8 protein-coding genes are annotated in these 12,433 nt (G+C 49.3%); 5 read left to right on the top strand and 3 right to left on the bottom strand.

Annotation, left to right across the window (positions count from 1 at the left end; genetic code table 11):
* Positions 1 to 23: 23 nt before the first annotated feature.
* Positions 24 to 1,823 carry a Na/Pi cotransporter family protein gene (locus BZJ17_RS07995; RefSeq protein WP_241836780.1) on the bottom strand — a complete coding sequence of 600 codons (1,800 nt, stop codon included), beginning with the start codon at positions 1,821 to 1,823 and terminating at the stop codon, positions 24 to 26.
* A gap of 188 nt (positions 1,824 to 2,011) precedes the next feature.
* Positions 2,012 to 4,018: a M4 family metallopeptidase gene (locus BZJ17_RS07990; RefSeq protein ID WP_077640371.1), complete on the bottom strand. Its 2,007-nt coding sequence runs from the start codon at positions 4,016 to 4,018 to the stop codon at positions 2,012 to 2,014.
* Positions 4,019 to 4,261: 243 nt separating this feature from the next.
* Between BZJ17_RS07990 and BZJ17_RS07985 the strand changes: the two genes are divergently transcribed.
* Positions 4,262 to 5,041: a DUF2927 domain-containing protein gene (locus tag BZJ17_RS07985; protein WP_157893174.1), complete on the top strand. Its 780-nt coding sequence runs from the start codon at positions 4,262 to 4,264 to the stop codon at positions 5,039 to 5,041.
* Positions 5,042 to 5,073: 32 nt separating this feature from the next.
* On the opposite strand, the gene BZJ17_RS07980 is transcribed toward BZJ17_RS07985, so the two are convergent.
* Positions 5,074 to 5,838 carry an AAA family ATPase gene (locus BZJ17_RS07980; RefSeq protein ID WP_077640369.1) on the bottom strand — a complete coding sequence of 255 codons (765 nt, stop codon included), beginning with the start codon at positions 5,836 to 5,838 and terminating at the stop codon, positions 5,074 to 5,076.
* A gap of 383 nt (positions 5,839 to 6,221) precedes the next feature.
* On the opposite strand from BZJ17_RS07980, the gene BZJ17_RS07975 reads away from it, so the two are divergent.
* The 4 genes from BZJ17_RS07975 (at position 6,222) to BZJ17_RS07960 (ending at position 12,284) form a co-directional block, all read left to right on the top strand.
* On the top strand, positions 6,222 to 6,638 hold the full coding sequence (locus BZJ17_RS07975) for a CBS domain-containing protein (RefSeq protein ID WP_077640368.1): 417 nt from the start codon (positions 6,222 to 6,224) through the stop codon (positions 6,636 to 6,638).
* A gap of 154 nt (positions 6,639 to 6,792) precedes the next feature.
* Positions 6,793 to 8,211: an MATE family efflux transporter gene (locus BZJ17_RS07970; RefSeq protein ID WP_077640367.1), complete on the top strand. Its 1,419-nt coding sequence runs from the start codon at positions 6,793 to 6,795 to the stop codon at positions 8,209 to 8,211.
* 324 nt (positions 8,212 to 8,535) lie between these two features.
* On the top strand, positions 8,536 to 9,762 hold the full coding sequence (gene gltS / locus BZJ17_RS07965; RefSeq protein ID WP_077640366.1) for a sodium/glutamate symporter: 1,227 nt from the start codon (positions 8,536 to 8,538) through the stop codon (positions 9,760 to 9,762).
* A gap of 203 nt (positions 9,763 to 9,965) precedes the next feature.
* Complete coding sequence (locus BZJ17_RS07960; protein ID WP_077640365.1) at positions 9,966 to 12,284, top strand: zinc/cadmium/mercury/lead-transporting ATPase; 2,319 nt, start codon at positions 9,966 to 9,968, stop codon at positions 12,282 to 12,284.
* Positions 12,285 to 12,433: the final 149 nt, after the last annotated feature.

Here is a 12,433-nt window from a genome sequence, read left to right as displayed (position 1 = left end):
AATATTGCCCAATCGATAAAGCGCTAAGCTTCTTTTTCGCGCAAATGCAACTTCGCGATCCGTTTGGTGACGGTATAAACACGTTTGAGAGACTCGGTCCACTCCATCTCAATGCTAAATAGCTGTAAGCGGTTAGCATCATCTTCTACTAGACGCTCAGCCTGATGGGCGAGCACTTTATCAAGCAGGGCGTTCAGCTCGCGTTTCGCATGTAAGACCTGTTTGGCACGCTTATCGTCGCCTCGCCGAATCGCATTGACACAATCCAGTAACGCATGGGTCACTTTTTCTTGCATCACATCCAGGGTTGCGCGCATTTTATTGCTGATCGTGATTTCAGCGTTGAGAGATTTTTCCATTATCGGGATTAGCGTATTAGCAATCAGATCCGCAATGCTCTCAAGTTGGTCGGTCATGCTAATTAACGCCATTTGTCGTTGGCTCTGCGCGTGACTGAGTGGTTCTTTGCGCAGTCTGCCTAAATAAAACAGGATGTGTCCGTGCAGGGCATCGACTTGATTTTCAATTTCGTCAATTTGTTTTAATGCGGCGATCGCCGCGTCGCGTTGTGGTTGGCTTGCCAGTTTCGAGGTGAGTGGTGGCAGGGTGTTCATCATATTACAGACCCGCCGTCCAATACGGCCTATCTCAAGTTGCGCTTGATCCATCGCGATATCTGGTGTCATCAATAACTCTTTCGCCAGATATTTGGGCGTGATAATGGGCTGGTCGCTGCTGAGTGGCTTTTTCGAGCGTGGCACAATCTTTTTCGCTAGCCAAACAAAACCACTAGCGAATGGCAGCATGATCAGTGTGTTTAGTACGTTAAACAATGTATTGGCGTTGGCAATTTGCCGCGGCAGTTCAGCACCTAAGCGGTCGACACCTGTCAGTTGGGGGTGACTTGGAGAAAGCGCGACGCTCCAATCACTTAATAGCGAGATCAGTGGCAGCCAAATCATGACGCCGATGATATTAAAAAGAATATGAATGCTGGCGGTTTGTTTGGCTTCTCGGGATTTTCCGATAGAGGCGAGAAGTGCTGTCACGCAGGTACCAATATTGGCGCCCATCGCAAGGGCAATACCACTTTCCAGTGAAATAAAGCCTTGTCCTGCAAGGACAATCACGATCCCGGTTGTTGCTGAAGACGACTGAACCAATGCGGTGAACAGCGCCGCAAGTAAGATCGCGAGCAGAGGGTTATCCATGGTCGCCATCGCGTCGATAAAGGGCTGATAATCGCGCAGCGGTGACATGGCATCGCTCATCACGTTCATACCCAGAAAAATCAGACCTAAGCCGAACAGCATATTACCGTAGTGTTTGGTTTGGTCGGCTTTGGCGATAAATTGGGTGAGAAAGCCGGCAGCGACCATTACGTACGCTGCTTTGGTGATCTTAAAGGCAACAATTTGCGCGGTAACCGTGGTACCAATATTGGCACCCATAATGACCCCGGTCGCTTGGGCAAGTGACATCAGGCCTGCTGAGATAAAACCAATCAATAATACGGTAGTGACGGAAGACGATTGAATGGTGGCAGTAATGCCGGCGCCCGTGAGCACCCCAGCCACGCGGTTGGTGGTCAGTTTGGCGAGCAAGGTTTTTAAGCGGCTACCGGCGGCGCTTTTGAGGGCATTAGACATCTTGTCCATACCATAGAGAAACAGCGCCAGCCCGCCGAGTAATCCCATGATCATGCTAGGATACTGAATGTTCTCAGCATTGCCTTGCGTGGCCCAAACGAGTGGGGAACACAATAAAAACAGCAGCGCCACAAGCTTGGCGCGAAATATGTTAGAAAAAATCGTCAGATGCATTCAATCTGCCCAATTATCTGATTATCACCAATAATCATTAACATAGATGTAAAAAAGAAGTAATGCGAATGTCACTTTCAGGGAGAAGGCAGAATCGTGGCGTGATCACAGTCGTGAGGAAACGGCCTGCGAGATAATCATAAAAAAGCGACTAGCCGTGGCTAGCCGCCAGTCACAAGRCAGCAATATTAACCTTGGCAGCTTCCTTGATATTGCCAAACCCATTGGTTCGAGAATGGATCAATGCCCCAGTTATCTTGCGTCGCTTGGAACAGATGCCCTTGATATTGAACGCTGACGCCGGAGTAGTAATAGTTGTAGGTTCCCCAGCTAGGGACATTGCTACAGCGGTTTTGCTCGATACCACGGTCATCAAGGCGTGCGATCACGTTTGTGGCGTAGTCCACCTTGCTGGTGACAGTGACATATAGATCCATGCCCTGAATCTCACTAAAACCACAGTATTCCTCGTTACCCGCGTTAGTGGACGCACAGTCATGATCTTCGGCGCTCGCTGGACGGCCAACCGCCGTATATAAATCAACGTCACCCTGACCACGATAAGTTTGTAGCCATACTGTACCGCGTGGTGCATTCTTAATCACAAACTGGTGAGCCGTACCTGCGTAGCCGTGAAGTTCCACTGGCTGATCGAAAGTGAGCGGTACCACTTCAGGCGTCGGCTGCGGCTCTGGATCTGGGGTAGGCGTTTCACCGGTTCCTTGGCAGCTTTGGGTTTGGATACCAACTTCAGCAAAGGCTTGGCTGACAGCACCGGCCGAATAGTTTAGTGCTTTCGCGGCTTCACATACGCCATCAGCGCCTTGTTGGAAGCTCGAGTTAGGTTGCCAGTACAATTGGTTGGCGGTGGCAAACGCGGTAAACGCTTTTTGGATATTCCACTCTGCGCTGGTGGCAAGATGGTAAAACGCTTTGTTGAAGATACCTGAGCTAAAGTGCACGTCGATGCCAGGATAATAACGGTCGACATGACCAATGGAGCGTCCATCTTGGCTTGGATTGATGAAATAGCGCATCGCATCGCTATATTTCATCACGTCTTCACCCATTTTCCAGTTGAAGTCGCCATAAACATACTGACCAAGTGCCGCGGCGGCGATATCAGAGAAAGATTCGTTCATGCCTCCCGACATGCCGCGGTATTCGAGCCCTGAATTTTGTTCAGTAAAACCGTGGCTGACCTCATGGGCAATCACATCCCAAGTGGTTAACGGATACATGCTGCCGTTGCCGTCACCAAAGGTCATTTGTTGTCCGTCCCAGAATGCATTGCCGTAGCCTTGACCATAATGAACACGCATGGTGAGCTTTTGACGGATAGGGCGCACGCCGAGCCAATCTTGATACATTTCAAAGACTTTTTGTCCAAAGTACTGCGCATCATTCATCGGCGCATAGGCGCCGTTGACTTGGCGGTAGTTGTTCTGGGGACAACTAAATTGGTGAACACTTCCACCCCATTCCCGATTGTTCATGTTGACTGTCACAACGTTGGGGCTATCCATTTGACAGTAGCGGTTGACTTCAAAGCCACCCAGTTGGGTATTAGGGCCGAAGGTATAGCGCCCACTTTTTTGGTTACCGCCGGGGCCGCCAGCTTCTAAGTGTGCGATCCCTTCCCAGCTATCTAATATATTTCCCGATTTCGCATCGACGATTTTCATCGGACGCGAAGGATGACCGTTATCGCTGGCAAGGTAGTCAACTTTATAGACGAGACGCGCTGTTTGTTGTTCATCTAACCAGATCAACAATTCCGTGTTTGCATCCGCTTGATGAAAATGGCGATTGCCTTGGCCCGTCTGACCTTGAGCAATCGCAATGGCCTGCTGCTGGTTAATCATGGGTAGCGTGCCACCAATATCTTGTTCGATATCAGTGACAACGTCACCTTTAACACTTGGCGCAAAGCCCCGTGCGGTAGTGTTTTCAACCACAGAATAGCCGTAAACCGGAATGCCATGATGCAGTTGCTGCTTACGAACTAGTGATTGATTGCCCACTTGCATACGTGATTTTTCACGAAAACTGAGTGCAGGTGCTGCCGCCATTGCTGAGCGTGCCGTATTGGCGTCTAGTGCTTGGCTAAGATCCAAATCAGAGGCATCAACGATGGTGGCGGCGTGGGCGGAAAACGCAAAGGGGAGTAAGAGTGCGAGCGCTGTTTTACGCATAGAATCCTCGAGTTAGTGAGACAAATCGCCCGTTACTATCCACATTACTGAATAACTAAAAATGTGATCGCTATCAAATTGAGGGTCTGGTTCAAAAAATGTCTAGAAAAATGGTATCCCTATTCCATGTTCAACAGATATGGTAAGAAAAAACAGACAGCACGCAATTCAACCAGTTGTTTTTCAACTGGTGTGCTACGCTAAACAGGCATCGAAAGCGCGGGGTTGAGGTAGTGAAGGTTGTTGTTTAAGGGTCGAGTTAGTATCGGGCTTATCGTATGGCTGGTCTCGTTCAGTACGCTTGCTGTTGAGCAACCTTGGCAGCAACCGAGTTATATTCAAGATGCGTTTTATCGCATTGCGCTGAAAAGTGAATATGTAGAAGGTGAACATGGTGTTCGTAAGTGGAAGGAGCCCGTGCGCTATACCGTGTCGCATGTCGTCAGCGACAGCGAACTTCACAATAAACTCGTCCGCTACCACCTTGACCATTTGCAAAGCTTGACGGGGATAAACTTTATCCCGGCTTCGCACCCTAAAGCCGCTAATCTGACCATTGTATTTACCAACCACCAACGCTTTTTAGACGATGCGCGGCAATACTTTAAAACCAACGATGTCACCCCATTACGCAAAGCGGTCTGTGCGGCTAATTTTGCCGTTGATAAAAATGGTTGGATACGGCGTGCAGCGGTCGTGATCCCAGTTGATTTGGCGCGATCTAAAGGTAAGTTAGTCGCCTGTGTGGTTGAAGAGCTAACCCAGATCATGGGGCTGCCCAATGACGACGATAACGTGTTTCCTTCCATTTTTAATGATCGCACGCCGGAACAACTATTAACGGGTTTAGACGGCTTGTTACTGCGACTTTTGTACTTGCCAGACATACAAGCCGGACAAAATTGGCGTCAGGTGGAGCCAATCATTGCGCCGGTCATTGAGTCGTGGGCGCGCGACGGCACCATTGCGCAGGCTCATCGCGCGGTAAGAACGGGCGAGTTGTACCGCTTGTTGGGTTGGTAATGCGCGAATGGTTACGCGCTTAGGCGCGCCGCCTATGCAGCGTGTTGATCGGAAAGCACCCGCGCTGCGAACTCCCGCCATAATCGACGATAATACATGGCCGCAGCGGTTCCTTTGCCGATATCGGTGACAGGTGCACAGGTCACGCCCATTTTTTCTACATCGCTACTAAAGGGCACATGAGAATCCAACATAGCAGGGTATTGTTTCTGCATCCGATGCATGGTGTCGACGTGTAAGCGCTTTGTTTTCTGCACCATCGAGAAAAAGGGGTGAATACGCGCCACATCAAAATCATGGGCGATAAAATACTGATAAAGCTGTTCAAGCGTGCGTTCAGAAAGCGTCGTCGGGATCACGGGGGTCAGCAGTTCATCACAATGGCGGAATACGGCATCAGACAGTGCGGAAAGAGAGGGCGGACAATCGAGTATCACGATATCGTAGTCATCCTTGACGGCTTTAAATCGACGTTTGAAGAGACTTTTTGACCCGCCTTTCTGTGAGGCTAGAAAAATATCGAAGTCTTTAAAATCATGGTGCGCCGGTACCACATCAAGGTTGGGGTAGTGACTGGGTTGAATGGACTTTTTAAACTTTTTATCACGGGTAAAGAAGCTGTCTTGCCCTAAATGCTTGGATGGCTTGAGTTTAAAGTAAAACGATGACGCGCCTTGCGGGTCGAGATCGCAAAGTAAGACGCGATAGCCGCTTTCTGCCATCAAATGCGCCATATTCACCGACGTCGCCGTTTTTCCCACACCACCTTTGTTACTGTAAACCGCAATAATTTTCATCGTTTTCTTCCCATTCCCGTGCGTGAGTCGCCATCGTTTTGAATATCATCCATTTATTTTGATACGGTATGAAATCGATGAAACCCTATCTACCTCTTTAACTGTTTTATTTAACAATTTGTGACAAAACAAAAAGAGAAGGGCGAACGAGCTTATCTTGTTGCAAGTGAGGCTGAGAGGCGTGTGAAGCCGGTATAAAGCAATCACGCCACATCATTGCTTTGTCCAATCACACAAATTGTTCAAAGTGATTTAGACATTTCGCTAACTTAGACAACACTTAAAGAACGGGACAACCATAGCCACGCTACGCGGCATACACATTTTGATATGACGTGGTTAGCAGGTATATGGCGTGAGTTAAGTATTGAAGAGGGGGCGACATGGAGTCGATCAAAGTCAAAGATTATATGAACAAGCGGCCGGTGACATTCTCGCCAGATATGCCACTATCCAGTGCGCTGGAAAAATTACTGCGAAGCCAACAAACTGGTGGACCCGTGATTGATGCCAACAAACGTTTAGTGGGGTTTATTTCCGAGCAAGATATGCTGCAGCAATTGCTAAGAGACAGCTATCACTGTCAAGACTCCCACTCTGTGTCTGATTGTATGACGCCGAATGCACTGGCGGTGCAATCAGAAGACAGTATCATTAAGCTGGCCGAAATGATGATGCCCACCAAGCCTAAGCTGTATCCAGTGGTTGATGAGGGTAAATTGGTAGGGATTATCACTCGGCGAGACGTTCTCCGGGCGATCAGCACTCAAATGGGAGAGTGCCTCACGCATCCTGTCTAAATGAAAGACTCAAGCGTCTTGTGCTGTTTCTTTGAGGGGAGAAGTGGCCAAGGCGTTTTTCTTTGCGCGCTTTCGCGTACGAGGAAACGATGTAACTTATCAATATCACTCACACGTGCGCTATCCCAAACTGTGCTGATCCCAAACCAGCACTATGGCGTCGATTGGGTATGATACTCATCATCATACCCTGACGCACTGCTCATTAATGCCTGCACAACTTCATTCACTGTCACGCCAGTTCTGGCGCTATACGTTACCTACCGTGGCCGCTATGTTGGTTAATGGTCTTTATCAAGTCATTGATGGCATCTTTATCGGTCATGTCATGGGGGCTGATGGCTTGGCAGGCATTAACCTGATTTGGCCATTGATCGCAGGCATGTTAGGGATTGGTCTGATGATTGGTGTTGGCGCTGGGGCGAAAATAAGTGCTGCGCGAGGAAAAGGGCATGATCAATCAGGGCATCACACGCTCGCGGTCGCGATCGGATTAGTGCTACTTCTCAGTGTTTTTCTAAGCCTCGCACTGGTCGCTTGGGGCCAATATCTACTAGCACTTCAAGGCGCAGAGCAGGTGCCGCTGGCTTTTGCGGTGCAATACTTAGATGTGCTGGTTTGGGCCAATGTGTTTACCCTCGGTTCGATGGCGGTGCCCATTTTACTGCGTAACGACGATCAACCCGGCTTGGCGACGCGATTGATGATGTTAGGCGCGCTGCTCAATATTGGTTTTGATCTGGTGTTTATCGTCTGGCTTGAGTGGGCATTAACCGGCGCTGCCATTGCCACAGCGTTAGCGCAAGCGGCGGTAACGCTGGTAGGCGTCAGCTACTTTTTTTCTCGGCGGAGTCGGTTGCAAGTTATTTGGCCGTCATGGTCACAGGCTTGGTCAATCACACGGCATATCTGTGCAATCGGTGCGGCGAGTTGGATTATGTATGGTTATAGCGCTGTGATGGTGGCGGTGCACAATCACCTTTTAATGCTGCACGGCGGAAAACTGGCGGTAGGGGCGTATGCCGTGATCGGCTATGTGGTCATTGTGTACTATTTGCTAGCCGAGGGGGTAGCCAATGGGATGCAACCTTTAGTGAGCTTTTATGCGGGTGCCAGTCAGCCACACTGGGTAAAGCGGTGCTTATTGATGGCGTTGTCTTGTGTCTTAGTGACGGGCGTTGCCTTTGTAGCAGTGATCAATGGCTTACCCAACACCTTGGCACGCGTATTTGTTGGCAGCGGCAATCCGGCCTTACTGGATAGCACAGTTAATGGGCTACGGTTGCATCTGATCCTTCTGTTTCTCGATGGCTTTATTGTCGTTGCCGCCGCGTACTTTCAAGCCATTCATCACGGGCGAACCGCGCTAATGATCAGTATCGGTAATATCGTACTGCAACTCCCGTTTTTATTTCTCTTTGCGTCATATTGGCAATTGGATGGGGTTTGGCTGGCCTATCCGGCCTCTAATTTGGCATTGGCAATACCTGTGGGGGCATGGTTAGCGATCGATCTGCGACGCCGCCTCCGTCATTTGTCGCCAACAGATGCGAATGTAGGCGATTTTTGCTGAAAATGTCGACAACATTACTCACTGTCTTTGACGTAAATAATCTCGCTAATTCAATGATTAGCGGCGATATTGACGCATAAAGTTCGATACTTGGTGCCAAAATCACAGATTTCTGCTATTGTGCCGCGAATCAGACACACCGAGGCGTCAAGCAACTCTTGGCGATACTCGCAGTGTCAAACAACTAAAAACGATAAGCAGGATGCTGAGATGTCGTTGGGATGTGGAAGCCAGCATTGACTTCAACGTGAATAACATGAGGTAAAAGACAAAGGTCAAATTGGATTATCAGGGAGGATGTGATGAGAGAAACAAAGAGGTTATATGTATCAACTCAATTCTATTGGTGCACTAGAGTCATTTTTGATCGCCATTGGTGTGCTTTTTCTAGGCCATTTTGTTAATTCAAAAATTCCTGTATTACGTAAATTTAATATCCCCGAACCTATTGTTGGCGGATTAATTATTGCCTGTGTTATTGCAGTGCTGCATTCAAACGGTATAGATTTTAAATTTGACTTGCCGTTAAAAAGCACCTTTATGCTAATGTTTTTTGCCACTGTGGGTTTAGCGGCTAATTATAAACAATTGGTGAAAGGTGGGTTAAAAGTATTTTGGTTCCTCGCTATCGCTTCTTTCTACATTATTATTCAGAATGCGATTGGGGTGAGCTTTGCATCGATGCTTGGCTTGGATCCACTGATGGGCCTTGTGGCTGGCTCCATTACCTTGTCTGGTGGGCATGGCACAGGCGCGGCATGGGCACAGATATTGACCGATGAATACGGTATCCAGAGCACGCTCGAGATTGCAATGGCCTCCGCCACACTCGGTTTGGTCATTGGTGGCATTATCGGCAGCCCGGTTGCTCAACGCTTGATTAATAAGCACCAATTAGAATCAGAATATGGTCGTGGCACGACGACACATCAGAAATATCCTGAGTTGGTGACCTATAACGAAAATGAAGAAGACAAAGTAACCGCAAAGAAAGTGATCGAAGTCTTATTCATCTTATTGCTTTGTATTACGGGCGCGCGTTATTTATCGGAATGGGTTAATAGCTTTAATATTCAGTGGTTAATGATCCCAGACTTTGTATATGCCTTGTTTTTGGGTGTGATTGTTACCAATACCCTTGAGATCTTTAAATTTAGAAAGCTGGAATCAGAAACGGTTGATATGGTTGGGACAGTGTCATTGTCACTATTCCTTGCCATGGCGCTGATGACATTGAAGCTTTGGAATATTCTCGATCTGGCTGTCCCTTTCTTGATTATTCTTACCATTCAGTCGATCGTAATCGGTATCTTTAGCTATTACGTCACATTTAAGTTGATGGGAAGTAACTACACAGGGGCAGTTATTGCCGGTGGTCATTGTGGCTTTGGACTAGGTGCCACGCCGACAGCCGTGATGAATATGGGATCGATTGTTAATCGTTTTGGCCCGGCACCTCAAGCCTTTATGGTGGTGCCCATTGTCGGTGCTTTCTTCATCGATATTGTGAATCTTATCATTCTGCAGGGCTACATTTTTATTATTCAGTAAACCGAACGCGCTCAGTGCTAATCACTGAGCGCACTTTTCGCTTTCTTTCCCCGCATCACAGCGCTTCCCTTAATCCAAGCACTTTTCCCGACCCACAACGTAAGACAAATGCGATGAGTTTCGATCATCGCTTGACTCTGGAGTGGGCTCCAACCCTTATAGTAGGTATAAACGTTCGATATACCGCCCATAAGGAGCCGACTATGTGCAAATACTGTGGATCGCACCATTGTCATCAACCCCATCATCAAAACCCGACCACCTCTGCGCTTGAAACCACACAATGTGCGCAAGACAGCGGCTGTTGTAGCAGTCATGCGGAGGGCGAGGGTAACGCCGGCGATGATGACCCGGATGGGCATTGCCACGCGCACGCTCAGCGACAACGTGCAGACACCTCTTCTGAGCGCGCATCAATTGATTCAGTGAATGCGCACGAGTGGGGCGTGACCGGTATGGACTGTCCGAGCTGTGCCGCGAAACTCGAAAAAGCCATTCTGGCAACGTCAGGCGTAGCGCAAGCACAGGTGATGTTTGCAACGGAGAAACTGCGTGTCACTTATACGGCCGATGCACAGGCTTCTACCGAACGTGCTGTTGAACAAGCCGCCCAAAAAGCGGGCTTTCCTCTCGTCGCTCTCAACCAAACACAACCTGAGGTAACCGGATGGAACAAGTGGCGGCAAGATGCGCTGTTATTCGGGCTAATTGCGGTCATGATGGTGGCGTGGGGACTCCATTATTGGTCTGAACCTTTATCGGGGACGCTGTTTACTTTGGCGACCTTAGTCGGACTGGCGCCGATCGTGGGCAAAGCGATACGTCTGGCCAAAAGTGGGTCACCTTTTTCTATCGAAACACTGATGAGTATCGCCGCGCTCGGGGCCTTGTACTTGGGTGAGACCACCGAGGCCGCGATGGTGCTGGTACTGTTCCTGATTGGTGAAAGGCTGGAAGGTTATGCTGCCTCACGGGCACGAGATGGTATTCAGTCACTGATGGCCTTGGTTCCTGAGACAGTGACTCGCGTTCATGCATCTGGTGAGCGTGAAACCGTGGCGGCGAGCGCACTGCAACCAGGGGATGTGATTGAAATTAGCGCTGGCGAGCGTTTGCCTGCAGACGGCCAGTTGATGGGGACAATGGCAAGCTTTGATCAAAGCGCCCTGACGGGAGAGCCCATTCCGGTTGATATTGAGGTCGGTGATGCTGTGATGGCAGGCAGCCTTGCGACCGATAAAACGGTCCAGCTTACCGTCACATCCGCACAAGGCGAAAATGCGATTGACCGGATCTTACGTTTAATCGAACAGGCTGAGTCGAAAAAAGCATCGATTGAGCGGTTTATCGATAAATTTAGCCGTTGGTATACGCCGACCATGATTGCGCTTGCCGCATTAGTCGTTGTGGTCCCGCCGTTGTTTTTTGCCGCCAGTTGGCAAGAGTGGTTGTATCGAGGCCTTGCTTTGCTATTGATTGCCTGTCCGTGTGCATTGGTGATTTCAACGCCAGCAGCGATCACATCAGGTCTGGCGACGGCAGCGCGTCGAGGCGCACTGATTAAAGGCGGTGCAGCGTTAGAAATGCTCGCCAGTGTCAATGCGGTCACTTTTGATAAAACGGGCACGCTCACTGAGGGTAAACCGACTGTGACTGATGTGCTGACATGGCAAGGTGACGAGAAGGATTTACTTAAGTATGCCACGGCAATCGAGCGAGGCAGTCATCATCCACTGGCCAAATCCTTGGTGCTTTATACCGCCGAGCGAGGCATTGAAGTGCCAGAAGCACGTAATATCCAAGCGCAAGCGGGACAGGGTGTGAAAGGGGATGTCGATGGGTGCCGGATTAGCTTGATTGCACTCGATCGACTGACGGATGATATGTTGACACCGAATCAGCGACACCAAGCTGGAGAGATTACACAGCGAGGTGTCACGGTGGCGGTCGTCATGGTTGAAGGCGCGCCGTACGGACTGATTGGCTGGCGTGATACCTTGCGGGACGATGCCAAGCAAGCCGTCAACCAATTACGTGATTTGGGCATTCATTCAGTGATGCTAACCGGTGACAATCCGGCTGCGGCAGCAGAGATTGCAGGAGAGTTGGGTATCGACTTTCGCGCAGGCTTATTGCCGGAAGATAAAGTTCATGCTGTTGAAGCCTTAGCGAAACACTATCGTGTTGCTATGGTGGGAGACGGTATTAATGACGCACCGGCGATGAAAGCGGCGCAATTAGGCGTAGCGATGGGCAGTGGTACGGATGTTGCGCTTGAAACGGCCGATGCGGCGTTAAGTCATAACCGTTTGACTGAATTGCCCGGAATTTTACAGTTGGCGCGCGCAACGCAAGCGAACGTCCGTCAAAATATTATCATTGCGCTAGGGCTAAAAGGTGTCTTTCTGGTCACGAGTGTCTTGGGGATCACCGGGCTTTGGGTGGCGGTGTTAGCGGACAGTGGCGCGACGGCGCTGGTCACGTTGAATGCATTACGGCTGTTGCGAGACAAGCGCCAATAAATCTGACAGCACTTGTCTTCATACACCGTCATAAAGTGATAGCGATCTCTAAATTCTGAAATCTGTAAGGATTGACAGTGTAATAGGTCGATAAAAGTCACATAAATACCCGAAGAATTGGGTATCCTAGACGCATAACAACTTCGAGT

Origin of the sequence: Salinivibrio sp. IB574, from assembly GCF_001996205.1 — a bacterium.
GTDB classification, from domain to species: domain Bacteria; phylum Pseudomonadota; class Gammaproteobacteria; order Enterobacterales; family Vibrionaceae; genus Salinivibrio; species Salinivibrio proteolyticus.
This window is presented reverse-complemented; position numbering and strand designations above follow the sequence as displayed.

Coding starts and splice junctions, on each gene's coding strand:
- BZJ17_RS07995 (WP_241836780.1), bottom strand. CDS start 1,823: ATGCATCTGACGATTTTTTCTAACATATTTCGCGCCAAGCTTGTGGCG.
- BZJ17_RS07990 (WP_077640371.1), bottom strand. CDS start 4,018: ATGCGTAAAACAGCGCTCGCACTCTTACTCCCCTTTGCGTTTTCCGCC.
- BZJ17_RS07980 (WP_077640369.1), bottom strand. CDS start 5,838: ATGAAAATTATTGCGGTTTACAGTAACAAAGGTGGTGTGGGAAAAACG.
- BZJ17_RS07975 (WP_077640368.1), top strand. CDS start 6,222: ATGGAGTCGATCAAAGTCAAAGATTATATGAACAAGCGGCCGGTGACA.
- BZJ17_RS07970 (WP_077640367.1), top strand. CDS start 6,793: ATGGCGTCGATTGGGTATGATACTCATCATCATACCCTGACGCACTGC.
- gltS (WP_077640366.1), top strand. CDS start 8,536: ATGTATCAACTCAATTCTATTGGTGCACTAGAGTCATTTTTGATCGCC.
- BZJ17_RS07960 (WP_077640365.1), top strand. CDS start 9,966: ATGTGCAAATACTGTGGATCGCACCATTGTCATCAACCCCATCATCAA.